The sequence below is a fragment of the Leptospira kemamanensis genome (assembly GCF_004769665.1).
Lineage (GTDB): Bacteria > Spirochaetota > Leptospiria > Leptospirales > Leptospiraceae > Leptospira_A > Leptospira_A kemamanensis.
On record NZ_RQGG01000050.1, the window covers coordinates 143,507 to 169,501 of the forward strand.

The window sequence follows — 25,995 nt, forward strand, 5'->3', positions numbered from 1 at the left end:
CAACAAAACAACTGTTATATTACGAATGGATGGACCATTTCGCATCAGCATCCATCGCCGCTTCTCTCAGGACTTCAGAAAGAGTGGGGTGAGCATGTGTAGAACGAGCTATGTCTTCTGCACTGGCACCAAACTCAAACGCTACTGCCGCTTCTGCAATCATGTCAGAAGCTCTTGGTCCTACGATGTAGACTCCAAGCAGTTTGTCCGTTTTTTTGTCGGCTAGGACTTTTACTTGTCCATCGGTTTCGTTCATGGCCTTAGCACGTGCATTGGGTTTGAACATGTATTTACCAACTTTGTATTCGATGCCTTTGGCTTTGAGTTCTTCTTCGCCGAGACCTACCCAAGCCACTTCTGGCCAAGTGTAAACGATCCATGGGATAGCTTTGTAATTCACATGGCCATACTTTCCACAAATGAGTTCCGCAACAGCAATCCCTTCGTCTTCTGCTTTGTGTGCAAGCATCGGTCCATCAATCACGTCGCCTATGGCATAAATATTAGGAATGTTCGTTTGGAATTTATTAGGTTCTACTTTGATGCGACCACGGTCTGTCATCTCAATGCCAATTTCTTTGGCACCAAGTCCATCTGTGTTCGGACGGCGACCAATGGAAACAAGCACCTTGTCTCCTTCGAGGATGGTTTTTTTCCCGTCTTTGCCTTCGATTTCCACTTCTACTTTTTTCCCTTTTACCTTTGCACCATGCACTTTGGTTTCAAAGAGAAAATTGATTCCTTGCCCAGTAAGAAGTCTTTCTGCAAGACTTGCCATTGCTTGGTCAGCAGTTCCAAAGAGGCGTGGCATCAGTTCCACCACAGTGACTTTCGCACCTAGTCGTAACCAAACAGAACCAAGCTCAAGACCAATCACACCGGCACCTACGATAATTAGGTGTTCGGGAACGGAATCAAAACCAATTGCATGGTCAGAAGTCACAATGTTTTTTCCATCTACTGGGAGTGGTGGGATTTCAATCGGAGAGGATCCAGAGGCAATGATGATGTTTGTTCCGCTGATGGATTCTTTTTTTCCATCTTCTGCAGTGATCGAAATTTCGTTTTTGGAAACGAAACTCGCATGACCCAAGTAACGCGTGATTTTATTTTTTTTCATCAGGTAGTCGACACCCGATGTCACTTCACTTACCACTTTGTCTTTACGGGCCATCATCTTTGCAATGTCGATTTTGACATCTTTCACAGAGATACCATGGTCGCTTAATTTGTGTTTGGTTTTGTGATACTCTTCCGAAGAATCGAGTAGGGCTTTAGAAGGAATACAACCTACGTTGAGACAAGTCCCCCCGAGAGTTTTTCTTTTTTCGATAATGGCTACTTTTTTCCCGAGTTGGGCTGCGCGAACCGCAGCCACATATCCACCAGGACCTGCACCAATGACAACGATATCATATTGTTCCATATTGGTAACTATACCTCAAAGAGGAGTCTTGTTGGATCCTCTACCATTTCTTTGATCTTCACAAGGAACTGCACCGCTTCCTTTCCATCCACAATTCTGTGGTCATAAGAAAGAGCCAGATACATCATCGGACGGATGACAATTTGGTCATTCACAACTACCGCGCGTTTGACGATGTTATGCATACCAAGAATTCCCGACTGTGGAGGGTTGAGGATTGGTGTCGACATCATCGAACCATACACACCACCGTTGGAGATGGAGAAAGTTCCCCCTTCCATATCTTCGAGAGAAATTTTTCCGTCTTTGACTTTACCGGCAAGCCTTGCGATCTCTTGTTCGATTTGGGCAAAACTAAGTAGGTCAGCGTTGCGAACAATGGGAACCACAAGTCCTTTTGGTCCACCCACTGCGACTCCGATGTCATAGTAGTTTTTGTAAACGATGTCTGTTCCTCGGATCTCTGCGTTGATGGCTGGATATGCTTTTAATGCTGCCACTGCTGCTTTGGTAAAGAGGGACATGAAACCAAGACCCACACCGTGAGTTTCTTTGAACTTGTCTTTGTATTTATTGCGGAGTTCCATAATCGGAGCCATATCCACTTCGTTAAACGTAGTGAGGATGGCTGCCGTGTGTTGTGCACTCACAAGACGATTAGCAATCGTTTGGCGAAGTTTCGTCATTGGCACAACTGTTTCTCTTGGGCCAGCGTTTGCCGATACCACAACTGCTTTTGGAATTTCTGGGCTTGGAGATGTGGCCTTAGATGAGCCAGCGGAACTGGAACCACCTTTTTCCATATAAAGGATCACATCTTCTTTTGTGATTTGTCCGTTGCGGCCAGTGCCTGTGATTTTTGTGGCATCTAATTTATTTTCTTCAATGAGTTTACGCGCAGCAGGTGGAAGTTCTTCATTCACTTTTCCCGTGTTAGGTTGCGCACTTGGCGTTTCTGCTTTTGGTGCCGCTCCACCAGAACTTGCCTGTGCCGAAGCAACCGCTCCTTCTTCGATGGCGCCAATGATGTCTCTGACATGCACCACATCTCCCACCTTTTTGGTGATGGATTTTAAAACCCCAGAAGTGGGAGCAGGAATCTCTAATGAGACTTTGTCTGTTTCTAAAATAGCGAGCACTTCGTCTACTTTTACGGCATCGCCTTCTTTTTTGGTCCAAGCACTGATGGTAGCTTCGGTTACGGATTCCCCCATCTCGGGGACTTTGATTTCTATTGCCATGAAATATTCCTTAGCAGGTTTTTAGAGAAAAATAGCGTTTTTGAGGAGTGAGATCCCATTTGAATCTAAGACTACGGTAACTTGCGAGAAGGTAAAAACGCAAGCGGAAAAAACGAAAAGACCTTGAGTTTCAGTTTAGTCGACTTTCTGTAGCAAGTATGATCCGTTCTTTCCAAGGCCATACTCCATCCATCCACCCTACGTCCTGGGTGGCTCCTTCTGCTGATATTTTAGGCAAGGTTACCATCGGGGAAGAGTCCTCGATTTGGTTCCAATGTGTGTTACGAGGGGACGTAAATACCATCACAATTGGCAAACATGTGAATATCCAAGACATGACCCTTGTACATGTGGCAAGAGATTTGTATCCTGTCACGATTGGGGATTATGTATCCATCGGCCACCATGCGACCATTCATGGTTGTGTATTGAAAGACTATAGTTTTGTGGGGATGGGAGCCATGCTCATGGACGATGTGGAAATCGGGGAGTGGTCTTTTGTGGGAGCAGGATCCCTTGTTCCTCCCGGGAAAAAAATCCCACCAGGAGTACTTGTGATGGGAAGCCCTGCCAAAATCATCCGCGACATCACAGACAAAGATCGCGAGATCATCACCCGCACAGCTAACAATTATACCAAGTACAAAGAAAACTATCGAGCAGAAGGGATCGGGGGCACATCCCTTTCTTAACAGAAAGGGACCGGGTGATCCGCTGCAATCTTATCGCTTCGTTGCGATAAGATTGCAGCTTCTCCCCCTTGTGCGGGGTCTCCATATTACATAGGTTTGGGTTTCTGGAAATCCGCTTGCATCAGGCATATGTTTCTCGGAGAATCGGAGAAATTATGAAATTTTATCTGCGACTTGTTTTTGTCTTCATCTCATTTCTTTTTCTGACCTGTAATTTTCACTACTTCGCTCTTGCCAACGAACTACGAAGCCAAACAGAAAACCTCGACAAAATCTCGGAAGACAAAATACGTTTCCATCTCATTCGAGTGGAAGAAACACCCAAATCCAATTTGTACAATTCTCCTGCTTTGGAATTTGAACTTGCGAAATCAAAACTGTTCAAACTCAGTCGATCTTCCAAACTCAATTTGACGTATTCCACAAAAACGGGGAATTATGATTCTGGGCTTTCAGGACTTATGTTTTTACTGACTTTGGGAGTGTTTCCTTGGTTTACCGAATCTCAGTCCAATGTCACGTTTACTCTCATGGACAGGGAAGATAAAAAAATCATTCGTGATTATACCTTTCCGATCCAAGGAAGAAAAATTGTTTCCTGGCTTACGATTCCCTTTTATATTGTCTTACCTATTTTTTCGGATTCCATGGACGGTGGAACAAATTACGATGTTTCCAATGTTTCCTTACGTCTGTTAGTGGAGGCTTTTGAAGCAGAATTGGTCAAAGACTGTATAGAGGATCCTAAATTACTCGAAACCTTACGAAACAAAGGGAACGAATCCTTCGAATAACAAAGAGATTTGTTGATTCATCGCAAGGTTGTAGATGGACAACGGAGCAGGAAGTTTAGTAAGGTAATTTTTCCTAGAACCTAATAGATTGTTAGTTTACGATATTGCCACCTATCAAATGGTTAGTTTGTGAAATATGCAAAATTTATAATTGTGTTTCTTCTGCTTACCTCATTGCATCAAGAGACCCAAGTGGAACTCTCGTTATGGCATCTACCTGCCAACTGAGCCCCGTATCGGACCAACCTCTGCCCTAAATGAACCCGAATGCTTAATCAGATTTGATCCGATCCACTAACAATATGGTTACATCATCGGCAAAATCATTGGAACCTACATAATCCTTTGCTGCTTGGATGAGGTCATCTGCTGATTTTTGTGCATCCATGGAAAGAGATTTTAAAATGGCTTTTTGAAATAAATCTTCATCATAACGTTTGTTATGATCCTTTGACATATGTTCGGTGATCCCATCGGTAAACATCACAAGTCGATTCCCAACCGTAAAAGGGAAGGTTTTTTCTTCGTAATACAAATCGGGGATCAGTCCCAAAATTTTTCCTTTTACATCCAATTGAGTGATCGATAAATCATTTTTATCCAGTAAAAATGGTGCATGGTGGCCAGCATTGGCACAAAGGATGGTATTGTTTTTCAGATCAATGATCCCGTAAAAGGCAGTGAGAAAATTTCCTGCCAGTTTTCCATACAACATATGATTCAGTGTCGTTAGAAATTGGGAAGGACTGAGTTTGATATCGGGTTCAAAGTTTTTTAAAACCATATGGGACATTGCCGCAAGTACTGCCGCCGAAAGCCCGTGCCCTGAAATATCCGCAATTAAAATCGAAAATTTAGAATCTTCTAATTCGGTAACATCATAAAAATCACCACCCACTTGTTCCAAAGGAATATGGGACACACCATAGCTAAGACCGTTTGCTTGGGGAAGAATGGATGGCATGATCTTTTGCATGATGGTTTTGGCACGATTTAACTCTTTTCCTGTATCCACAATTTGGTGGAAGAGTTGGGCATTTTTAATCGTATTACTGAGACGTGCCGCAATGTTTGTGAGTAAGTCTAAATCAGAATGTTGGAATGCATATCCAGAAACTTTGTTATTGATGCTAATCACACCTAAAAGTTCATTTTGATAGATGAGAGGAGCTGAAATCAGTGATTTAGATTCAAACTTGTAAGGGGAAAGTTTATTGTATCTCGGATCCATATCTAAGTTGTGGATGAGTAAACTTTCTTTTTTTTCGGCCACCCAACCGGAAACCCCAGTTCCAAACGGAACTTTGATTTGGTCATAAGCATCTTCTGGGATTCCTTTTGCAGCCAAAATTCCTAATTCACGTTTGGTGGTATTTGCCAAATAGATGGTTCCGGAAGTTGCCCCGAGGTATTCCAAAACGCGGTTTAACATCCATTTTCCTAGTTCCGTTAAACTTTTTTCGGATACGGAAAGTTTTTCAAATTCATAAAGTAGGGAAAGTTCTAAGATTCGTTTGTCTAAACTATCTTTTGTATTGGCATTTTGGATGGCTGTGGCCGCCACTTCTGAAAGAGAAATCAAATATTCTAAATCTGCATCATTGAATATTCGATGATTCGTTTTGTTGATGACTTCGAGAGTCCCAATCAATCGTTCCTCAACGAATAGGGGAACGCAGATGAGAGATTTCGTTTTAAAACCAGTGCGTTTGTCCATACTGGGATTGAATCTGGAATCAAGGTAGGCATCTTCGAGAGCGATGGGTTTTTTTTCCTTAGCCACCATTCCCACAATGCCTTCTCCGAGTTCTAACCTTGCATATTCTTGTATGATTTCGCCTTTTTCTCCCAGTGCCACTTCACAGTATAAAAATTCATCATTTTCCAAAAGAAAAAGGGAACTTGCTTCGGCTTCTAACAAATCTTTGGAATACAACATGATGAGAGGGAGAAGTTGGTGCAAATCTAGGTTTGCGTTCAATATAGAAGAGATGTGAAGAAGGCTACGAAATTTGCTCAGGCTCGTTTGCGGATCAGTCATACAGGCAACATACCAAACTTATAAATCGTTTCCCTTTCGTCGATTTAGAATTTTATTTGGTTTTTACTTTGCTTTAGGGAAAGGGGAAAAAGTGAATTTTTCACCTTCGCAGTGTTTTTTGATCTCATTCTAACAATTCTATTGACTTACGTCAATGACCTGTTCAGAATTTTTGCTAAACTTGAAACCATAGGTCATGGTAAACAATATGAAATCAAATTTTCCAAAACGAAGTCTGTTTTTTTCGTTTCTATTCTGTATCTTCTTCATTTTCATCCAGTGTGGAAAAGAAACCATTGAAGAAGCAAAGCTCACCTATGCACCTCAAGTTCCACCTCACATTGACAGAACCAGTGAAGCAAAGGTGATTGTAAATATCGAGACAGTGGAAGTTGTGGGTAGGCTTGCCGATGGAGTGGAATATACATTCTGGACATTTGGTGGCTCAGTGCCTGGTCCCATGATCCGTGTCAGAGAAGGGGACAATGTCGAATTCCATTTAAAAAATCATCCTACTAGTAAGATGCCACATAACATCGATTTGCATGCTGTGACAGGACAAGGTGGTGGTGCTGCCGCTTCTCTCACCATCCCTGGTCATGCTTCTAAATTTTCCTTTAAAGCATTGAATCCAGGTTTGTACATTTATCACTGTGCAACTTCTCCTGTAGGGATGCACATTGCGAACGGGATGTATGGGCTTATTTATGTGCAACCAAAGGATGATCTACCAAAAGTAGATAAAGAATATTATGTAGTTCAGAGTGAGTTTTACACAAAAGGGAAAAATGGGGAACCTGGTCTCCAATCGTTTAGCATGGAAAAAGCGATCACTGAAATTCCTGACTATGTAGTGTTTAATGGATCTGTAGGTTCCTTGGTAGAAGAAAGAGCCATCACTGCTAAAGTAGGGGAAAAAGTGCGTTTGTATGTAGGAAATGGTGGGCCTAATTTAGTTTCTTCCTTTCATGTCATTGGTGAAATTTTTGACCATGTGTATACAGAAGGAGGTGTTGTGCCCAATCAAAAAAATGTACAAACAACTCTGATCCCGGCTGGTGGTTCTGCCATCGTTGATTTCACCGTCGATGTTCCAGGAACTCTAATATTAGTAGACCATTCCATTTTTAGAACATTTAACAAAGGTTCACTTGGTATGCTGAAGGTTGAGGGTGAGCCAAATGCAGAAATTTATTCCGGAAAACAAGAAGATACTGTGTATTTACCAGAAGGCCCTGCCATCCAACGTATGGTCACTGAGGTAAAACCAAAATCGACAAACAAAACCAAGGAAGAAATTTTGGCAAACGGAGAAAGGGTATATAAATCTGTGTGTTCTGCTTGCCATATGAAGGAAGGCCAAGGTGTGCCAAGTGTTTTCCCTCCATTAGCAAAATCTGATTATCTAAACGCTGATAAACTAAGAGCAATCCAAATTCTTAAAAAAGGTTTGAGTGGACCAATTACTGTGAATGGCCAAAAATACAATAACGTCATGCCTCACTTAGAATTGTCAAATGAAGAAATTGCAAGTGTACTGAGTTATGTATATAACCAATGGGGAAACAAAGGTTATATGGTCACAGAACAAGAAGTGAAGTGATATTTGTTTGGAAAACAAAGGGAATGAGATGGTAACTTTTAAGATAAAAGATTTTTTTTACCGAGGTTTAGTTTTCTCCCTTTTGTTTTTTAGTTTTGGAACTGCTTTAGCCGAGATGGTGAAAATTCCTTCGGGGAATTGGAAACCATTTCTGAAAGATGGCGCAACAAAATTAAATAAGGTGGTGAAGGTAAATACTTTTTATATGGATGTTTATCCTGTCACCAAACAAGAATTTTTTGCCTTCACGGAAAAATATCAAGAATGGAAACAAGGCAAACCATCTTCCCTTTTTGTTGATGCAGGTTATTTGGCTGAGTGGAAATCGGGAAAACCAAATCAATCGGAGTTATCCACTCCTGTTACTTATGTTTCTTGGTTTGCCGCAAATGAATACTGTAAGTCAAAAGGAAAACGTCTACCAACCGAAGCGGAATGGGAATACGCGGCAAGTATACCTCCCAATGGGAAATCTCAAAAAGAGATCGAAGCTGTGATTTTAAAATGGTATGGGGAACCAAGGCCAAGTGTATTACCGAATGTGGGACGGTATCAAAACAAACTGGGTGTGTATGACCAACATGGAATGATTTGGGAATGGGTGTATGATTTTAATAATTCTTCTGTGACTGGTGATTCTAGACAAGATTCTGATATCGAAAGCAGTTTGTTTTGTGGAGGTGGATCACTAAAGGCAAATGATTTTTCCAATTATGCATCGTATATGCGGTATGGATACCGCGCTGGTTTAAAAGGTTGGTATACTGCAAAGTATTTAGGTTTTCGTTGTGTGTCAGACCAAAAAATATAGGAAGGTTCTGTATGAATTCAAAAACACCAAAACAAAAAATTGTATTTATGATCATGAGTATTAGCATTCTTTTTACAATGATCCATTGTGATGATCACCATTCTGGGAAAGGTCACGATCATGAACACGAACCATTACTTGCGGCAAGTGAGCCGACAAAGGGGAGTTTATTGGAATTAAAAAACCAATGGACAAACGAAGAAGGAAAAACCGTACAATTTGTTTCTTGGAAGGGAAAACCATTTCTCATCAGTATGTTTTATGCTTCTTGCCTTTCCATTTGTCCTAGGTTAGTTGCTGATTTGGAGCAAGTGGCAAAAAAAATCGAATCCAAAACTGGCAAAGTACCTCAAGTGATCCTTGTTAGTTTTGATTCGGAAAAAGACAAACCCGAAGCCTTAAAAGCATACAAACAAAAGATGGGATTAGGTCCCAATTGGTCTCTATTGCATGGAGAGGAAGAAACAATTCGAATGTTATCTGTAGTTCTAGGTATCAATTATAAAAAAATGGAGAATGGTGATTTTAACCATTCCGCTGTGATCACTTTGTTTGATAAAGAAGGTAAAAATGTTGCAAGAATCGAAGGAATCGGTGCAGAAGTAGACAATTTGATTTCCGCCTTCGCAGATCTTTCTAAGAATTGAATTGCCAAACAGGATTCATTATAGTTTTTGGCTAATCAATGCGTCCTGTTTTCGTCCAAAATCGATTTCCTTTCCATCCTGGTTTTTTATCTTTTCTGAAATGTTTACTCATTCTTTTTTGTGTGCAGTCTGTCCTTTTTTGTAAAAAAGACAAAGAATCAAACGATGATTTGGTGACTCTCCTTGGTATCAACTTATACCTTCGCTCCTGTGCTGGCCAAAATGCTAATCCTACAAGTGGAATGGTTGGATCCTTGCAGCGTTACCAAATTTCGCCTTCGACTACTTCTTCTTCCATCACCACCGATAACAACCCACACCATGTATACCCACCACAACAAGGTGTGACCAAAAAGAATATTTTGTCTGTTTTTTACCCTGGAACTGGATCCTCTCCTTGTGACTACGGTGCCATTTTACAACAGGGTGCCACAAGGGGATATCATGTCATCGGACTTAGTTATCCGAATGCAGAAGCAGTGAATACAATCTGTAACCAAGGAGCTGCCCGAAGTGATGCCAATTGTTTTGAAGCCGTTAGGCGAGAAGTGGTCACTGGGTCTGACGAGTCTGTTTATGTATCGGTGGATGGAAATCATTCCATTGAAGGAAGGCTTTTGTTTTTATTACAATATTTGGCGAAAAATTATCCAAATGAAGGTTGGGATCAATTTGTTTCCAACGGAAGTATCGTTTGGCCAAGTGTGTATGTGGGTGGTCACTCACAAGGCAGTGGGCATGCGGCCTACCAAGGGAAAATTCGTAACGTTGGTCGAGTTTCCATTTACAGCGGCGTTTCCGATTATAGTTTGCAATCAGCTTCCAATCCCTCTTGGTATGGAATTTCGCAACAAGCTCCTGCGGGTTCCTATTATGGCTTTATCCATGAAAATGATTCTATCGCGAATCTTAGCGGAAATATGAATCAAGTTACTGATGTTTGGTTGAGTCCACTAGGGATGACAGGGGCTTTGACAAATGTAAATGTTGGGATACCATATGGAAATAGCAAACGTTTGGTGACAACTGCTTGTAATGGAATGGGAACTTTTGCAATTCACAGTTGTCCCATGGTCAATGGTTTTCAAACTGTTTGGAATTACGTAAGTTATCCTTAATCTTTCGATTGGCAGGGTATCTTCGTGTTTAAAAAGCAGGTAATCGTTTGAAAATCCATTCTGGGATCATACGAATGACAAACATGATCCAATACCAAGGCCAACGAATATAAACTTGGTCTTTTTTGTTTAGGCCTGCTTTTACAATTGATTCACCAGCCACTTCTGGTCGCAAAGTCAACCAAGGCATTAAGTTGTGACCAAACGACATCTTGGTATACACAGGTCCAAGAAGGATGGTGCCAATGTGAACTCCTTTGGGGTAGAGTAACGCTCGTAAGCCGGATAGGTAAACTGTTAATCCAGCTTTCGCACTCCCATAGATATAATTTAATTTCCTTCCTCTGTCTCCAGCAACCGAACTCACAACGGTGATGGTTCCTTTTTTTTCTTTTTCCATGGCAAGGGATATATGATTCACAAGTGCAGCAACACCCGTAAAATTGATTTGAATCGTTTTTTCTAATTCTTTCCAGTCTTCTCTTGCTTGGGTTTGGTCTTCATAATAACCTACAAGCACATAAACATGGTTTGGTTTTTCTTTTAATGAGGAATAAAATTTTGGAAAGGAACCCATATCGGTGATATCCAACACATAGGATGTAATGGGAACATTGTATGTACTTTTGATTTTGGTTTCGATTTCGGATAATTTGTTTTTGTTTCTTCCTGTGATGGCTAACGAATGGCCACGTTTTGCGAGGGCTTCAATCACCCAGACTCCAATGTCAGAAGTTCCTCCGACAACTAAACTTTGTTCCATGAAAATGAATTATCCTTTATACCATTTTTTGATCATAAACACCAACTCTTGGATGAGAAGTGGTTTCGTCATAAAATCATCCATACCAGATTCTAGACATTTTTCTTTTTCTTCTTCCATCACATTTGCTGTCAGAGCAATGATAATTGGTTGTTTGGTATTGTTTTTTTGACTTCGAATCTGTCTTGCGACTTCCATTCCACTCATGTCAGGCATTTGCACATCCAAAAGAATGAAATCGGGTTTTTCCTTCTCTACGATTTCTAAGGTTTGGTTTCCATTTTCTGCAAGTAAGGCAGTATAACCCAATTTTTTTAAAAACATATGGGAAACCTTCAAATTGATTGGGTCATCATCGGCAACTAGGATTTTGAGAGGATAATTAATTGCTAAGTTTTTTTCCCATCCACTGAGATTGAGGATGTTTTGGTTTTCGAGTTTGATTTCCGTATCCAACTCTACTTGTGTGACGGGAAGTTCGACTGTAAAAATAGATCCTTTTCCCAGTTCAGAGGTAACGGAAATGGTTCCTTGCATCTCTTCTATAATCTTTTTGGTAATGGTTAGACCAAGTCCAGTTCCTGTTGTGGATTCGGAAAGATGAGAATGAATTTGTTGGAAGGGTTGAAACAGGAGAGAAAGTTTTTCTTCTGGAATTCCGATTCCAGAATCAATCACTTCGATTTTGAGTATGGATTTTTTTGTGTCAATGAAGATGGTTTCGATAACCACGGAGATGGTTCCTTCTTCTGTAAACTTAATGGCATTACTCAAAAGATTAGATAAGATTTGAGTGAATCTTCTTTGGTCTGTGATGATTTTGTTAGGTGGATCGTTTTTGAATTGTAATACAAGTTGCACCGATTCAGTTTTCAGTTTGGAGTGAAACAATTGTATCATATCTTGTAAAAATTTTTGTAATCCAATTGGTTCTAATCGTAACTCAAACTTTCCTGCTTCTAATTTGGTTAAATCTAAAATATCATTGATGAGAAGTAAAAGATTTTCCCCACTGAATTGAATCAAACTAAGATATTCTTTTTGTTCTTCGTTTAAATTGGATTGTCCTAAAATTTGGGTCATACCTAAAATTCCATTCATGGGAGTTCTAATCTCATGGCTCATGGTAGATAAAAAGGCTGACTTAAATTTTACTTCTGCAAGTGCTAGTTCCTTCTCTTGTTTTAATTTTTCTTTGTTTTTAAAGTTTTGGATCATTCGATCTGCGATGAATAAAGCTTGTGATAGTCCAAATACCAAAAAGCCATATTGCGCAAGATATGCGGTCCCTTTTTTAGCAAACTCAGTTAAGATATCCAACGAAAAAAGTAACATGGTCGAAACTAGTGAAAATAAAAAGAACTTTGCACCAGGTTTTCGGATGATAACACCATGGAAAATGGGAAAAATTAAAATGAAGAGTCCAAATAAAGATAAAATCAAATGATAGGATTGTATTTTCGCATATATTTCTGTTGGAAACGGAGCACCAATTAGCAGAAGTACGGCGGAAACATAATTCATTTTATAGATATATTTAAATTTTTTGTCTGGGTAAACTTCTTGTACATATCGTACAAAAGACAAATACAATAAGGTAAAAGTAAATCCATTGAGTCGAACCATTAGTTCGTAAAATCCAATTGGAAGATAATTATAAATCAGTCTTGTTTCACCAATGCTCAAAATACGAATGGAAGCAAGGAAACAAACAAAGGAAAAATATAAATGTGTTTTTTCATCTCGCCAAAAAAGAAACAAAACAAAATGAAAAAAAGCAAGAGTCCCGAGAGAGGCAAACACTAAGATATCACGACTTGTCGCTTCTAAAAATGATTTGTTGATCGTATCATTTGTTCCCAGTAGATATGGAGTTGCAATTCCACAGACATGGTAATGAAAACAAGACAATTGAATCTTCAGGTCAATCACACCATCTTTTTTTTGTGGAATGGATAGGGTTTGGATATTGATGTTAGGAATTTCGGATTGGGCATTTTTCCCAATTTTCCCTGATTCGTAAATGGTTTCTCCACTCACTTGAATTCGAAATGCGTTTCTTGTGACTCCGTTTTGGAGATAAACCGATAGAGTGCCTGGATTCACTAGGATTTTCAAACCTAAGGTGGCATATCCATTCGGTAATACTTCATCCACATTCTTTGTCCAATTGCCTGGAACTTTTGTGAAGGAGGAGATGGGTTCTTCTGGTTTCGGATCCCAATTTTCCCAATAGATGGCCCATTCTCCATTGAGTAAAACATTGCCATCCTTTGCAAAATCCCAATTTCTTAAATCAAGAATTCCTTGTTTTGCGTTAGGTGGATTTGGTTTGTCTTTTCCACCACAATTACTCCCGTGAAATAAGAAGAAAAAAAGAAGGAGATAAACAAAGGATTGTTTCATCAGAACTACAGAAAGTATGACGAAATTTTTTTCTGTTTTTTTCTGTCATGACAAGAAGGATTTTAATTTCTTTTGCATCATTAAGAAGAAAAAGGCAAAAATGTTAGGTTTTCGAATATACCCCAATTTTCGTAATTGTTCCTCGTTTTGAAATCCTTTCAGTTTTTCTGGATTGACGATGTTAAAGATTTGATCGATTTTTCCATCAACCACCGTGAACAATTGGACAAAATTCGGTTGCCCATCTTGGTCATAGCCGATGACGGCCGGCGTTTGGTTGGCATAACCAAAATACATTTGGCTTGTCTCCATCGCTTTTTTTGTGGTTTGTTTGAGTAGAGTAGTCACTCGAATGATTCCAGGAATCGGAATCCTTGCGGCGTGTACGTTTCCACCTCCATCGGAGTAGGCGATCACATCCTCTCTCAGTAGTTCGGAAAGTGACTTTGTATCTTGACTGGCACAAGCAAGACTGAATTCCAAAAGAAGTTTGGAATGTAATTTAGGATCTGGTTCAAATTTCTTTTTTCGTTTTTGGATGGCAAGTTTGGCTCGACTTAAAATTTTGCGACAATAGGTAGGAGTTTTTCCAATCACTTTGGCAATCATTTCAAATTCAAAATCAAACATCTCTCGTAAAATCAACACTGCTCGTTCAAAAGGATTTAACGTTTCTAAAATGACAAGAAAGGCAAAATTGATTTTTTCTTCATCCACTCCTTCCACCATTTCTGGAATTGGTTCTGGAAGATAAGGACCGATATAAGTTTCTTTTTTCCTAGAGGCTTTTTTTAATAAATCAAAAGCAAGTCTTGCCACTACACTACCTAAATAAGATTTAGGATTCTTTACTTTTGAAAGATCGATGGAGAGCCATCGCAGATAACTCTCCTGAAGGATATCTTCTGAATCCACATAACTACCTGTAATGCGATAAGCAATGGAAAACAAATAAGGTTTCCAACTGACAAAAGATTCTAAATCATTCATGGTATGACTTTCTCAATATCTTGATTATTTTTAGTTTGCATTCGATGTTTTGTATAAAGGTCTCCCTTGGGCCAAACATAAAAACGAAACGGTAACAGTTTTTCCATTCGAAGGGAAAAAAGAGTAAATCGATTCACTCTTTCTTTGATCCACGCTGCCAATTTCCCGGTTAGGATCCAGTCTTTGGGAGAATCATCACCATAGGTCAATTGGATGAGGCCATTCTTTCTACCTAAAGATACACATCTTCCGAAAAATTGGAACTGAAACTCACGTGGGTTTTGATTTTTTAGAAGATCGGATATGGTGTCGGCCACATAAGCACCCATCGGAAGTGCAGTGACACAACCCATTCGTAAGATGGAATGTTCTAATTTAGCAACGTCTCCCACGGCAAAAAGATTGGGAAATTGTTTGGAACGAAGAAATCGATCTACATACATTTGATCTTTGTTGTTGGTTATTAATTCAGAAGGAGAAAAAAGACTTTCTGGTTGAAACCCTGTACAATTCATCAAAGCATCAAATGTGATTGTAGAATGATCTTCGAATTCGATTTGATCTGATTGGATGGTTTTGATAGAAACATTTTCTTTGATATCGATCCCAAGTGCCAACATTTGTTTTTTCAGATAAGTGGCTCCTTTTTTAGAAAACGAAGTCCCAAACGACTTGGTTTCGAGAAGGGTTAGTTTTGCATTTGGAAACTTTTCTTTCCATTCGGTTGCCAGTTCGATTCCTGTGAGTCCTCCCCCTAAGATACAAACATTTTGGAGTTGGTTTGGATGTTTCTCTGATAAAAATTTCGTAAGTGATGTCTGGGATTGGATGGAATTTTCCTCTGTCACCAATGGTTTTATTTTCGCACTCCCGATTGCAACGACCAAATAATCATACTGTATGGTTTGTGACAAAAGATCCGATTGAAATATTACCTGATTTTTGTTAGGTTCAATCTTTGTGACCTTTCCCTTTTTTAATATGATGTTTTTTCGCAAAAGATCTGAGATGAGAATTTGTTTTCTATCTTTTCCTGTCGCAACTTCATGGAATCGGATTCGTTCTTGAAAATACTCTCCCTCAGAGATCAGGGTGATTTCAATCTGTTTGTTTTGTTTTTCCAATCGATTGGCACATAAAATTCCTGCATAACCTGCCCCTAAAATCACTACTTTTGTTTTCATTGGATACCTCAATCTGATGACGATTGGCGGGTGGTCATTTGTGACAGAATTTAGAAAAAAATGGACTTGCAGTAACAGGCGATATTGGAACAAGATCACCCATGCAGAAATGGAAGCAAAAAATTACCCTACTCTTCTTTTTAGGAGTCTTGGTTTTCCCCAAACAATCTCTTCTTTCCCAAGGATTTGACAAAGGCAGTTTGATTTTTTACGGGATGGGTACTGGTGGGTTGGGTAACAATTCTGGAACCATCCAAAAAGCTGTATATAATTACAACTTCCCGAATTACCTTGCACTCAATACGATTTCTACAAATACAAGTGATCGTGTTTTAAACTACTTGATTTACCAGGAAATTGCTGAGGCCAGAACAAGACTTTCTAGCCGTGGGGGAGAGCTTGGTTTTGAGTATGGATTGTTCAAATACTTTGGAATTGGACTTGCGGTAACAAACCAAGTCATCACGTCAGCTCATTTTCGGACAGTGGATCCGAGGGTAATTACGCTACTTGCCCTCCAAAATTCCAATGTATCTAGCCAAACGATGTTTTTAAACATTGCAGATGTCACACAAGTGTATTTACAAAGAAGTCGTGATTTTTATAATGCTTTTACCGCTGACCTAAATTTATTTTTTCATTTCAATCCGAATAGCCCATTTGATCCTTATGTGCGTTTTGGAGGAGGGGCTGGTTCGGAAAAGCTTTATGGTGGATCCGTCAATCGTGTGTTTGGTGCTTTAGGATTTCGTTATCATATCGTTGATGGTTTTTTTATTAGTTCCGAAATCGAACATGCAAATACCTATACTGTGAACTATAAACCTGCTTCTTCAGGTTTTCGCAATAAAGGAAATTACGAAGAAACTGCGTTGAAGTTTGGAATTGGGGTGAACTTTTCTCTTTCCAAAAAAGACAATGGTGTTATAGACGAATCACCTCGCAGGGTAATCGACACAGCCACTGCTGATTCTAGTAATAAATCCAATGACCTAAACCAAGAATCAAAACTGGAACGATTTGTATTTTTTGCGAGTGAAATCTTTGACTTACCAACGAGTCGCGTTCACTTAGAAGGAAGAGCGAGGTTAGATGCCATTGCCCGTAGTTTAGAAAATGAATACAAAGACTATGATATCCTTGTCATCACTTACACTTCCCCTTACAAAGAAGACTTACCTGGAAATTACGAAAATTATGATTTAGGTTTTGAAAGAGCTCAATCCATCTCTCGTGTATTACGAGAAAAAGGAGTGAGCCCTAAACGAATCATTGATTCTACACAAGGGTCAGCTCTTTACACAGTAGAATCCAAAGAAAAAGTTGTGATCGAACTCCGAAAAAAAATTAAATAACAAAAGTTTTTAAACCTAGGTATTCTTCAGTTCGTTTTCTACTATTGATACAAAGTTTCGGATTGTCTTTCATTGATTCTCCGAAACTTGGAATCATATCCTTCAGTTTTTCCATCCATTCCTTGGACTTCATCTCTTCGGGAAAACAGTCTGATAATACTTCTAACATAATGGAAACAGATGTAGATGCACCTGGGCTTGCTCCAAGTAGTGCGGCGAGCGTTCCATCTTTTGCAGAAACAACTTCCGTTCCAAATTCCAAAACGCCACCTTCTTCCTCATCCTTTTTGATCACTTGTACTCGTTGTCCTGCGACTACTAGTTCCCAATCTTCCGATTTCACTTCTGGAAAGTATTCTCGTAAAGCTTCGATACGGTCTTCGTGAGATTGTAAGGCTTGGCTGATCAAATATTTGGTTAATGGGAGGTTATGCATACCCGCAGATAACATTGGGAAAATATTATCAAATTCTAATGATTTTACCAAATCCAAATACGATCCTTTTTTTAGAAATTTGGTCGTAAAACCAGCGTAAGGTCCAAATAATAATTCCTTCTTTCCTTCAATGATTCTTGTATCTAAATGGGGAACAGACATGGGAGGAGAACCCACATTTGCCTTTCCATAGACTTTTGCAAAATGTTCCTTGATGATGGCTTTATTTTTGCATCGTAACCATTGTCCACTCACCGGGAATCCACCAAATCCTTCGGCTTCAGGAATGTCAGATTTTTCTAAAAGGGGTAGGCTACCACCACCAGCTCCAATGAAAATAAACTTGGCTTCAAAAAATTCTTTTTCGTGAGTTTGCAAATTATGAGATGTGAGAAACCAATTTCCATTTTCACTTCTTTCTAGGTCTTTGACATCTTCGAAGTAATGAACATGAACATCAGGAAAACTCTCTAAATAACGAAACATAGCACGCGTTAAAGTCCCGAAATTGACATCCGTACCTAAATCCATTCTGGTAGCCGCTACTTTTTCATATGGATCTCTTCCTTTCATCACAAGGGGAAGCCACGTCGAAATTGTTTGTTTGTCTTCTGTGTAAACAAGTCCGTTAAACAATTCGTACTCTTTTAGTGCCAAAAAACGTTTTTCGAGGAAACGGACATTTTCTTCTCCCCAAACAAAACTAAAATGGGGAACAGAATGAATGAAATCTTCTGGATCAATGATTTGTTTGATTCCAGAAAGATAGGCCCAAAATTCTTTTGAGATTTCATAGGATTCAGCAATTTGGACTGCCTTTTTCGTTTGAATCGATCCATCTTCTCTTTCAATTGTATAATTCAATTCACAAAAAGCGGAGTGTCCTGTGCCTGCGTTGTTCCAAGCATTGGAACTTTCTCTAGCAGCAGCATCGAGCCTTTCTAACACAGTAATGGAAAGCTTTGGATTTAACTCTTTTAAAAGAACGCCGAGAGTGGCACTCATGATTCCTGCACCGATGAGAATCACATCAGATTTGGTTCGCATTATCTCTTTTTCTTTCATCCGTACCTTCTTTCCGTAAAGATTGTTCACTTTCCTGAGTTCAAACCCAGTCCAATTGGTAGGGTAAGCACTTTGAAAGTTTTTTTCTTATTTTTGTCCGTTCTGACATCCTTACTAGGATTTATCTATTACTATTCTACCTTTCGATTGATCCAGGGACTTTCACTCAATGGTCCCATTGTGACTATGATTTTGTTGGGAATTGGAGCTCTTGTTTTACTAGTTCCCGTGACGTATATCTTCAGTAGAGTTTCTAAACGAGAAAAAACCCAAACATTTTTTGCCTATCTGAGTTTTACCAATTTCGGATTTTTTTCCATCCTCTTCACCCTGGTTCTCGTGATGGATTTACTTCGAATAGTGAATCTCGGAGTGATTTCAGATTATTCCCAATTCCTATTTACCACCTTACTTCGTTTTGGTATTCCAATCGATGGTGTCACAGAAGTGAAAAACTTTAGTTTGGCTTTTTCGACGATTGTGGTTGCGACAGCTCTCAGTTCCCTTGGGTTTTACAATGCCCACGTTCGTTTGTTAATCAAACAGACTAAGATTCCTGTAAACAATTTACATCCCAACTTACAAAACTTTAAAATCGTCCAAATCTCTGATGTTCACATTGGTCCCACGATCAAAGAAAGATTTTTACGTCGTGTTGTAGGAAAAATCAATGCACAAAATCCTGATGTCGTTGTGATCACTGGCGATTTAGTGGATGGACCAGCAGCCACTCTCAAACACCACTTAAAACCTTTGGCAGACATCAAGTCCCAATACGGAACTTATTACGTGACAGGAAATCATGAATACTATTCTGGAGTGCTTTCATGGTTACCCGAAATCGAAAGTTTAGGAATCCATGTTTTACTGAATGCCAACAAAAAGATCCAAGTCGGAGAAGCACAACTTTTGATAGCGGGGGTGACAGATCTCACCGCAGGATCGATGATCAAATCCCACCAAACAAATCCTAAACGCGCGATGGAAGGTGGAGAAAATTGTGATTATAAAATCCTACTCGCACACCAACCCAATAGCATTTATGAAGCAAATGCAGTTGGGTTTGATTTGCAAATTTCAGGTCATACACATGGGGGACAATTTTTCCCAGGGAATTTTCTCATTTATTTTGCTCAAAAATTTGTCGCAGGTTTACATCGATACAAGGGGACACAAATTTATGTAAGTCGCGGAACTGGTTATTGGGGGCCTCCATTTCGATTGGGAGCCCCTTCCGAAATTTCTGTCCTAAGTCTGCAAGATGCGGAATCATCTATTCGCTAAAGCAATTAATTGCGTTCCTTCTGAACCAAATGACCAAACTGTTTCCTTAAGAAAAATATGAAAATGGATGATGTCTTGCCCCTTTTCTGAAATCCTTGTTCTACAGAAAGGATGGATTCAGAGGAATGACAGAAAATCAGTTGATTCGGAAATTGACCTTTGCCATTGAAGCACCTTTATACCTTTTAATTTTTCCTTATTTCATCAATTTTTGTGTATTTGCTACTAATTTTGATGCAGAAACGCTGATCGAACTTGCGATCCTTGGCATCCTTTTATCTCTTGTGCCACTCGTTCTGGGAATTTGGTTACGCAACCGACGATTGAATCGATTATTAAGATATTCTCATATCACAAAAGAAGAAGAAATCTCTGTCTTAAAAAAAGGATTATTGGAACACCCTCACTGGGAAGGGAAGGTAATCATCATTCGTTGGACAGTATCTATATTTGGATTTTCTTTTTTTGCCGTTTCTCTTTTAGATTTATCATGGAATGAGATCATTGCTTTACCGTATGCCTGTGTGATGCTTATCCCCATTATTTATTTAGCATTTTACTTCCAAACGGAAGTCTACTTAAGTTCTATTTTAAAAAACAAAGTGTTTGCTTCAATCCATTTAGATGAATCGAAATTTCGCATTTTTGGTGTGTTTCAAAGGAATCTTTGTACGATGTTAGCCGTTTCTTTGTTACCGATGTTAACCTTTGCTTATTATTTGTTTTTGCTTTTGGGTACTGAGTTTCGGTCCCCGTATTGGGTTTACCAAATGCCAATTGTATTTGTGATGATGTTGGTCATTATGATTTATGCGGCCTATGTTGGGAGTAAATCCTTAAAGGATGATATCGGGAATCTAAATTATTCTATTGAAAGATTATCAAATGGGGAACTTGCCGATACCATCCCTCAATTATCTGCCACAAATTTGAGTCATACGATCGCAAAATTAAATGTTTTTATGGATTCCCTTCGAAGTTATTTCCAGACTGCAAAAAAAGAAGCTGTTTCTTTGTCTGAGACATCCAAAACGATTTTAGACAAAGGTGTGGTGATTGACTCACAAGTTGTTTCTGAAAAAAACAAACTGGATTCTACCTTTGACTCCGTAAACCAAATCCAAACTTTATCCAAAGCTACTTATGAACGTGTTCTCACCCAAAAAGAAAAAACAGATTTTTTAGCAACCGAACTCACTCGAGTGACTGAAGAGATGACAATCCTTTCCAAAAAAGCAGATGACTTGTCTCATAATACCGTTCATTCAATTGGCACGGTCAATCTTGCAAAAGAAGCGATCCAATCTGCGTTTGAAAAAGTGGAACAAATGAACCAGATGAGTGAAAATATCAAATCGGCAATTTCCATTGTGGAAGATATTTCAGATCGTGTGAATTTATTATCTCTGAATGCCTCCATCGAAGCAGCGCGTGCAGGTTCCATGGGTCGTGGCTTTGCGGTCGTTGCCAGCGAAGTGTCAAGGCTTGCCGACGAAACTGCCAAAAATATTGAAGAGATCAAACGTGTTGTGAAATTATCTCAAGTGGCATCCAAAGAAAGTTTGGAGTCGATGAAAGAAATCATCAAAACCAATGAAGATGTAAAATCAAAATTCGAAGAAATTTCTAGGATTGTTCAAATGTTTGGACGAACCAGTGAAACTAGCTCTGAAAATGTAAAATCACTCAAAGAACTAGTTGGCGAATTTCAAATGGATGCCGAAAAAATCACAAGCGAAATGGAATTACAAACGATCTACACGGAAACCTCTAATTCCAACTTACGGGAGTTATGGGAAAATCACTCTCAAATTTCAACCACCTTCGGTGAAATTTCCGAGGAAGCGAATCGTTTGCAATTGGTTTCTGACTCCATGGAAAAGATCGTTTCTCTGTTTCGATTTTGAATGAGGATGAGATAATCATTACATTAAAATTAAAACCTATTTCCCTTCAAATAGATTGAGATACTGTAAAATTGGATAATCAGATAGATCTATGGCAAAAATTTCAAAAACTCACCGATTCGATCAATCTATTGGGTAAGCTTTTGAAAGTTATATTATGATTCTCTTTTTTCCCATCCTATCCCACAAATCTCTCCATCTGTATTTTTGAGATAAATCTTTGCACTTCGGTAAGGAGTGCCATTTCCCAATTCAATGTTGTAATATACCGAACACATTGCATCCGTAATAGGAACACCAGTGGTATCCACCAAGGCAATTTGATTTCCACTTTGTAAAAGTTCAATTTGACGAATGTTAATAGGGTAGTGTTCGACAATCGTTATGCAAAATTGGCCAGGAACTCTTCCCATACATTGGTTGAGTTGGTTTTGTTCTTCCGATTCTTTCGCAATTGTGATAAAGGAAAGTGGAATGACACTTGAGTCATTTGTTTCCTCTTTGCAGGAAATTAACGTAAGAATAAAAAGTAACAATGATAAGGAAAAACTTGGAATTCGTATTATTTCGACTGATTTTCGCATTTGTTTCATCTCTATTTTCTAATAAAATGTTTTGAATTGAGAATACTATCGGCTGAATGTTAGTGTCATACCGTCTATACTCACTTCTTTTAATACATCGATTTTACCTTCTTCTTCTGGTAAATTAAGCAAATAGTTTTTTGTTTCACCATTTGTTTTTTGAATTTGTATTGCACAAACTCCTAGTTTATTACCTCGCCAAAAGAATAAAGTTGATCTTTTTAATATCTTTGCATCGTTCCAAACAATATCATAGTATCTAGTGCATCCACCAGAATAGTAAGGCAACGATGTTGTGTCTAAGGTGGAAATTTGTTCATTTCCAATTCTGAGATCGACTCGTAAAATATTAGTAGGGAATGGTGTAAGGTCAGCTGTACACAAATAACCAGGAGGTAGAACACCCATACACTGATTAAGTTTTTCTTGGTCTTCCATATTCTTAGCAACTGTAATGAGAGATAATGGCACCCATCCAGCATCTGGAGAAGTATCACGACATGCGGTTCCGAAGAAAGTGAGTAAGAAAGAAAGAAGTAAGGAAACAGAAATGGTATTTTTTGATAATTTTTGATTTTTCATAAGTTTGTTTTTAAACTCCTCTATAATCCAGATGCAAAATAAAAACTTCGAATATCAGATTGACCAGCAGAATCAGTGACTCTCAGCATGAACGTCCAACCAGGACCAAACCACCAAGTGGCTCCACCTACTAGGCGTCCAGTATTTGGATCTAGCCATGAATTAGTTGGCAATCCCCCACCTTCATATGACCAGCTATATGGTGGCGTTCCTCCAGAAGCAACAAATTGAAATTCCCAAGGTAAAAACCAACGTCCAGCAGGGCATGGAACTTGGTCAATTGCTCCACAATCAGATACGATATTCGGTCTTTGAGGCGGTGGGACTAGCGCAGCAAGTGTAGCAGCAATGTTGATTCTTCCACAACCAAAGTATTCCCGGTCAATCGAAGAGTTTCCGGTTTGGGTGAGTGGCGTTGCTTGATTACACATTGATTTTAAAACGTCTTTCGGATGGTAATTAGAATCAATTGATAAAATTAATGCAGCTAGTCCTGCAACCATTGGAGCAGCCATAGAAGTTCCAGTTTTGAATACATAATTTCCATTTGTAGATGTTGAGAATATACTCGTGCCTGGAGCAGAAATATCTACTTTCCCATAATTTGAAGAAATATATTTTCTAGTATATGAAAATACAGAGTCGAGATTTCCTACGGAAATAACTTCATTATATGATGCAGGGTAAGATCCTGAAAATTCTATAGATCCTGGGAAAGTCGCGATCCTTCTATTATCATTTCCAGACGATGCTACCATGGTTACTCGTTTTGCTTCTGCATAACGGACAGCATCTCTTGATAAAGAATAAGTAAATACTCGAACTAGACAAGCCCATTGACAATATTCGTATGCTTCGCCCCCAAGACTCATATTGATGACTTTGGCACCAACATTGACTGCTTCAAGGATGCCATAGGCGACTAATCGATCACTAGAACTAGGTTTATTACCTGAAACCGGATAAAAAACATTTATTGAAATAATTGGATTAGACCAAGCTATACCCGATATGCCAAGATTATTATTGGTAGTAGCACCAATAATACCTGCTACATCTGTTCCATGATCCCAACCTTGTGCGCCATTGTAGAAGGGCCTAGAGACTTCCAAATGGGTGACACATTCATAAGGAAAAATTCCCCAATGATAACAGGTTGCTGGTTCAAATGATCTATTTTGGATGATCTTTCCCATTAAATCCTGATGTGTATCATCAATGCCTGTATCAATGACGGCAATTTTAACACCTGGAGATCCAGTAGTGATATTCCAACCGTTGTATGCATTAATAGCAGTTAAATAAGCTGCCTGGTATTTAGAGCAAAAGAAACAACCTGTATTTGCCTCAGGATCATTGGGAACAGCATCTACTTCTGCCTTTGTATTTGTAGTCACCCATTCAATTTCAGGGATGTTTGCGAGAGCAAAGTTGACTTGTAATAAGTCAACTTTTGCTTCAAAAATAAGGAAATAAGTGCGATCGAGACCAATTAATGCCGCTGTTTCTTGGTCCACAGTTGTATCTTCTGCCACGAGTGGTAATATAGATAACAAATTGTTTTTTCCAAGGATCGAATCAATTTCTTGAATTCCCACTTCATTGGAATCGATGTTTTCAATTGGTTTTGTTAGTTTTAATATGAGAATTCCTGGTGTGTACGGTAGTTCAAACGAAGTTTTGGTGGAAGTGACAATTTGACTTGGTAATGTAAAAGAATTTTCTGTGTAATTGTATTGCAATTGAACTAAATCGAAGTTTAATTTAATATTTGTGGTGAGACCAGTAATGACTTCGAAATTGCTATTAATTTCAATTGGATTAGAATTTGTAAAATGAAATCCAAATGATTCTTCATTAATCCCAACATTCCCCTGATTGGAATCTAAAACGAGCTTTATTGATTTATACTTTCCACTTGGTATATTTGAAATTGACGCAATACCTGGAGCATTCATTCCAAAGGAAATAATATCAACGAGAGTAGAATTGAAATTTGTTTCCACTTCCAACCCATCTTCGGTGGTTAATATAATTTTTTTTAATCTGAATCTTGATTTGATTTGGTATCACTTTCCCAACGTTAGGGGCACCAGCACGATAGATAACATCCGCGCTTGGTAAATTTGTGTAAGATCCCTGAATTCCTAACTTTCCTTTTTGCGGACCTCCTGGATTAATTTGGTATTCCCCAGATTTAATCTTTTCTACAACTATAGCTGCTTGGATCTCCCCACCTTCCCGAACAGGATCTGTTATTGGATCTAGAGAATTTGTCGGAGGGGGAGAATAAAAAAGAGATGTGAATAGACTGCCATTGTTTGTCTGTTTTTTTTCACAACTCAATACGAAAGCAAGTGTGAATATGAAAGAAATTAAAAAGAATAATTTTCGATTGTGATTTATTGGCCGCATACCAAACCGAATGTAAACATAACGTTCGTTTTAGTCAATATTATTTGAATGTATTTAATAAAAACTATCATTCGTTTTGCGAAAGCAGACAGCTGTTTGGTTTTGGAAAAACTAACGACCTATACTTGAATATAATTCATTTTTTTAATTGATGGCATAATCTCTGTTAGTTTTTGTCGTGCAATTCGTACGGTTCCAATAGTTGCCGCAAATTAATGCGACATAATTCTAAATTATTCAAATTCTATCTAATTTTCACTGATAAATCTCTCCATTTTTTTTCATAAAAAAAACGGAAAATGTTTCATAATCCGGGACAATTTTTACAATAGTTGGTTGACTTGTAGTGTACATTCCCAATGATGGTGAAACGGTGATTGAGTGAAGCCTGGAAGGGAACCGACTCAATTGCTAAGAAAGCTCTTTTACAACATACACAGTAGCGTGACTCCAAGACAATTCTAGCGAGAATAACCGAGGGAATGGAAACATTTTCTCAAATGAAGACTAGGTGTAGTTGTTACAGCATTCGGCTGATAACAACAACTCTGTAATTAATAAATTGGTAGCAATACCGATTTCAACACGGAGAGTTTGATCCTGGCTCAGAACTAACGCTGGCGGCGCGTCTTAAACATGCAAGTCAAACGG

The 25,995-nt window shown here is 38.9% G+C and carries 21 protein-coding genes and 1 rRNA gene; 11 read left to right on the forward strand and 11 right to left on the reverse strand.

What is annotated here, in order from left to right:
• Window positions 1-19 precede the first annotated feature (19 nt).
• Both lpdA and odhB read right to left on the reverse strand, forming a co-directional pair.
• Window positions 20-1,426, reverse strand: a complete 1,407-nt coding sequence (lpdA, locus tag EHQ59_RS16915; protein WP_135621056.1) for a dihydrolipoyl dehydrogenase — start codon at window positions 1,424-1,426, stop codon at window positions 20-22.
• Window positions 1,427-1,434: 8 nt separating this feature from the next.
• Window positions 1,435-2,667 (reverse strand): 2-oxoglutarate dehydrogenase complex dihydrolipoyllysine-residue succinyltransferase, encoded by a 1,233-nt coding sequence (odhB, locus tag EHQ59_RS16920; protein WP_135621057.1) that lies wholly within the window; start codon window positions 2,665-2,667, stop codon window positions 1,435-1,437.
• 158 nt (window positions 2,668-2,825) lie between these two features.
• Between odhB and EHQ59_RS16925 the strand changes: the two genes are divergently transcribed.
• From EHQ59_RS16925 to EHQ59_RS17765, 3 genes are all read left to right on the forward strand, one after another.
• Window positions 2,826-3,359, forward strand: a complete 534-nt coding sequence (locus EHQ59_RS16925) for a gamma carbonic anhydrase family protein (protein WP_135621059.1) — start codon at window positions 2,826-2,828, stop codon at window positions 3,357-3,359.
• Between the two features lie 155 nt (window positions 3,360-3,514).
• On the forward strand, window positions 3,515-4,153 hold the full coding sequence (locus EHQ59_RS16930) for a hypothetical protein (RefSeq protein ID WP_135621061.1): 639 nt from the start codon (window positions 3,515-3,517) through the stop codon (window positions 4,151-4,153).
• A gap of 104 nt (window positions 4,154-4,257) precedes the next feature.
• Window positions 4,258-4,410, forward strand: coding sequence for a hypothetical protein (locus EHQ59_RS17765; protein WP_167481426.1), 153 nt, complete (start codon window positions 4,258-4,260; stop codon window positions 4,408-4,410).
• Between the two features lie 14 nt (window positions 4,411-4,424).
• On the opposite strand, the gene EHQ59_RS16935 is transcribed toward EHQ59_RS17765, so the two are convergent.
• The gene (locus tag EHQ59_RS16935) at window positions 4,425-6,194 is read right to left on the reverse strand and encodes a GAF domain-containing SpoIIE family protein phosphatase (protein WP_135621063.1); all 1,770 of its coding nucleotides are present in this window, start codon (window positions 6,192-6,194) and stop codon (window positions 4,425-4,427) included.
• 208 nt (window positions 6,195-6,402) lie between these two features.
• Here EHQ59_RS16935 and nirK point away from each other — a divergent pair, with 208 nt between their 5' ends.
• From nirK to EHQ59_RS16955, 4 genes are read left to right on the forward strand one after another with little or no spacing between them, the layout of a single operon-like run.
• Window positions 6,403-7,797, forward strand: coding sequence for a copper-containing nitrite reductase (gene nirK / locus EHQ59_RS16940; protein WP_244245599.1), 1,395 nt, complete (start codon window positions 6,403-6,405; stop codon window positions 7,795-7,797).
• A 28-nt stretch (window positions 7,798-7,825) separates the two neighbouring features.
• Entirely contained in the window at window positions 7,826-8,608 is a 783-nt protein-coding gene (locus EHQ59_RS16945; protein ID WP_135621066.1) for a formylglycine-generating enzyme family protein, read from the forward strand.
• Window positions 8,609-8,619: 11 nt separating this feature from the next.
• Window positions 8,620-9,255, forward strand: coding sequence for an SCO family protein (locus EHQ59_RS16950; protein WP_135621069.1), 636 nt, complete (start codon window positions 8,620-8,622; stop codon window positions 9,253-9,255).
• 38 nt (window positions 9,256-9,293) lie between these two features.
• Window positions 9,294-10,373 (forward strand): BPSS1187 family protein, encoded by a 1,080-nt coding sequence (locus tag EHQ59_RS16955; RefSeq protein ID WP_244245600.1) that lies wholly within the window; start codon window positions 9,294-9,296, stop codon window positions 10,371-10,373.
• Window positions 10,374-10,401: 28 nt separating this feature from the next.
• On the opposite strand, the gene EHQ59_RS16960 is transcribed toward EHQ59_RS16955, so the two are convergent.
• The 4 genes from EHQ59_RS16960 to EHQ59_RS16975 are packed head-to-tail and all read right to left on the reverse strand — an operon-like array spanning window position 10,402 to window position 15,716.
• A complete protein-coding gene (locus tag EHQ59_RS16960; protein ID WP_135621071.1) occupies window positions 10,402-11,136 on the reverse strand; it encodes an SDR family NAD(P)-dependent oxidoreductase in 735 nt (244 codons plus the stop codon).
• A 9-nt stretch (window positions 11,137-11,145) separates the two neighbouring features.
• Window positions 11,146-13,542, reverse strand: a complete 2,397-nt coding sequence (locus EHQ59_RS16965; protein ID WP_135621073.1) for an ATP-binding protein — start codon at window positions 13,540-13,542, stop codon at window positions 11,146-11,148.
• A 45-nt stretch (window positions 13,543-13,587) separates the two neighbouring features.
• Complete coding sequence (locus tag EHQ59_RS16970; RefSeq protein WP_135621075.1) at window positions 13,588-14,532, reverse strand: sigma-70 family RNA polymerase sigma factor; 945 nt, start codon at window positions 14,530-14,532, stop codon at window positions 13,588-13,590.
• The gene (locus EHQ59_RS16975; RefSeq protein WP_135621077.1) at window positions 14,529-15,716 is read right to left on the reverse strand and encodes an NAD(P)/FAD-dependent oxidoreductase; all 1,188 of its coding nucleotides are present in this window, start codon (window positions 15,714-15,716) and stop codon (window positions 14,529-14,531) included. The genes EHQ59_RS16970 and EHQ59_RS16975 overlap by 4 nt, the downstream gene beginning before the upstream one ends.
• A 101-nt stretch (window positions 15,717-15,817) precedes the next feature.
• On the opposite strand from EHQ59_RS16975, the gene EHQ59_RS16980 reads away from it, so the two are divergent.
• Complete coding sequence (locus EHQ59_RS16980; protein WP_135621079.1) at window positions 15,818-17,071, forward strand: OmpA family protein; 1,254 nt, start codon at window positions 15,818-15,820, stop codon at window positions 17,069-17,071.
• On the opposite strand, the gene EHQ59_RS16985 is transcribed toward EHQ59_RS16980, so the two are convergent.
• The gene (locus tag EHQ59_RS16985) at window positions 17,064-18,572 is read right to left on the reverse strand and encodes a malate:quinone oxidoreductase (protein ID WP_135621081.1); all 1,509 of its coding nucleotides are present in this window, start codon (window positions 18,570-18,572) and stop codon (window positions 17,064-17,066) included. The genes EHQ59_RS16980 and EHQ59_RS16985 overlap by 8 nt on opposite strands.
• A 72-nt stretch (window positions 18,573-18,644) precedes the next feature.
• Between EHQ59_RS16985 and EHQ59_RS16990 the strand changes: the two genes are divergently transcribed.
• Both EHQ59_RS16990 and EHQ59_RS16995 read left to right on the forward strand, forming a co-directional pair.
• Window positions 18,645-19,856 carry a metallophosphoesterase gene (locus tag EHQ59_RS16990; RefSeq protein WP_135621083.1) on the forward strand — a complete coding sequence of 404 codons (1,212 nt, stop codon included), beginning with the start codon at window positions 18,645-18,647 and terminating at the stop codon, window positions 19,854-19,856.
• Window positions 19,857-19,981: 125 nt separating this feature from the next.
• Window positions 19,982-21,763 (forward strand): methyl-accepting chemotaxis protein, encoded by a 1,782-nt coding sequence (locus EHQ59_RS16995; protein WP_135621085.1) that lies wholly within the window; start codon window positions 19,982-19,984, stop codon window positions 21,761-21,763.
• A 155-nt stretch (window positions 21,764-21,918) separates the two neighbouring features.
• On the opposite strand, the gene EHQ59_RS17000 is transcribed toward EHQ59_RS16995, so the two are convergent.
• Genes EHQ59_RS17000 through EHQ59_RS17010 form a run of 3 tightly spaced genes read right to left on the reverse strand, consistent with a single transcriptional unit; the run spans window position 21,919 to window position 24,935 of the window.
• Window positions 21,919-22,347 carry a hypothetical protein gene (locus EHQ59_RS17000; protein WP_135621087.1) on the reverse strand — a complete coding sequence of 143 codons (429 nt, stop codon included), beginning with the start codon at window positions 22,345-22,347 and terminating at the stop codon, window positions 21,919-21,921.
• 45 nt (window positions 22,348-22,392) lie between these two features.
• Entirely contained in the window at window positions 22,393-22,929 is a 537-nt protein-coding gene (locus EHQ59_RS17005; RefSeq protein WP_135621089.1) for a hypothetical protein, read from the reverse strand.
• Between the two features lie 20 nt (window positions 22,930-22,949).
• Window positions 22,950-24,935 (reverse strand): S8 family serine peptidase, encoded by a 1,986-nt coding sequence (locus EHQ59_RS17010; protein WP_135621091.1) that lies wholly within the window; start codon window positions 24,933-24,935, stop codon window positions 22,950-22,952.
• A gap of 991 nt (window positions 24,936-25,926) precedes the next feature.
• Here EHQ59_RS17010 and EHQ59_RS17015 point away from each other — a divergent pair.
• Window positions 25,927-25,995, forward strand: a 16S ribosomal RNA gene (locus EHQ59_RS17015); the annotation flags it as partial.

What these genes read in the sequence shown, in the direction of transcription:
- nirK (WP_244245599.1), top strand. Translation starts at nt 6,403, where the DNA reads ATGAAATCAAATTTTCCAAAACGAAGTCTGTTTTTTTCGTTTCTATTC.
- EHQ59_RS16985 (WP_135621081.1), bottom strand. Translation starts at nt 18,572, where the DNA reads ATGAAAGAAAAAGAGATAATGCGAACCAAATCTGATGTGATTCTCATC.
- EHQ59_RS16965 (WP_135621073.1), bottom strand. Translation starts at nt 13,542, where the DNA reads ATGAAACAATCCTTTGTTTATCTCCTTCTTTTTTTCTTCTTATTTCAC.
- lpdA (WP_135621056.1), bottom strand. Translation starts at nt 1,426, where the DNA reads ATGGAACAATATGATATCGTTGTCATTGGTGCAGGTCCTGGTGGATAT.
- EHQ59_RS16945 (WP_135621066.1), top strand. Translation starts at nt 7,826, where the DNA reads ATGGTAACTTTTAAGATAAAAGATTTTTTTTACCGAGGTTTAGTTTTC.
- EHQ59_RS16975 (WP_135621077.1), bottom strand. Translation starts at nt 15,716, where the DNA reads ATGAAAACAAAAGTAGTGATTTTAGGGGCAGGTTATGCAGGAATTTTA.
- EHQ59_RS16930 (WP_135621061.1), top strand. Translation starts at nt 3,515, where the DNA reads ATGAAATTTTATCTGCGACTTGTTTTTGTCTTCATCTCATTTCTTTTT.
- EHQ59_RS16960 (WP_135621071.1), bottom strand. Translation starts at nt 11,136, where the DNA reads ATGGAACAAAGTTTAGTTGTCGGAGGAACTTCTGACATTGGAGTCTGG.
- EHQ59_RS16955 (WP_244245600.1), top strand. Translation starts at nt 9,294, where the DNA reads ATGCGTCCTGTTTTCGTCCAAAATCGATTTCCTTTCCATCCTGGTTTT.
- EHQ59_RS16980 (WP_135621079.1), top strand. Translation starts at nt 15,818, where the DNA reads ATGCAGAAATGGAAGCAAAAAATTACCCTACTCTTCTTTTTAGGAGTC.
- EHQ59_RS16925 (WP_135621059.1), top strand. Translation starts at nt 2,826, where the DNA reads ATGATCCGTTCTTTCCAAGGCCATACTCCATCCATCCACCCTACGTCC.
- EHQ59_RS16970 (WP_135621075.1), bottom strand. Translation starts at nt 14,532, where the DNA reads ATGAATGATTTAGAATCTTTTGTCAGTTGGAAACCTTATTTGTTTTCC.
- EHQ59_RS16935 (WP_135621063.1), bottom strand. Translation starts at nt 6,194, where the DNA reads ATGACTGATCCGCAAACGAGCCTGAGCAAATTTCGTAGCCTTCTTCAC.
- odhB (WP_135621057.1), bottom strand. Translation starts at nt 2,667, where the DNA reads ATGGCAATAGAAATCAAAGTCCCCGAGATGGGGGAATCCGTAACCGAA.
- EHQ59_RS16995 (WP_135621085.1), top strand. Translation starts at nt 19,982, where the DNA reads ATGACAGAAAATCAGTTGATTCGGAAATTGACCTTTGCCATTGAAGCA.
- EHQ59_RS17000 (WP_135621087.1), bottom strand. Translation starts at nt 22,347, where the DNA reads ATGCGAAAATCAGTCGAAATAATACGAATTCCAAGTTTTTCCTTATCA.
- EHQ59_RS16950 (WP_135621069.1), top strand. Translation starts at nt 8,620, where the DNA reads ATGAATTCAAAAACACCAAAACAAAAAATTGTATTTATGATCATGAGT.
- EHQ59_RS17005 (WP_135621089.1), bottom strand. Translation starts at nt 22,929, where the DNA reads ATGAAAAATCAAAAATTATCAAAAAATACCATTTCTGTTTCCTTACTT.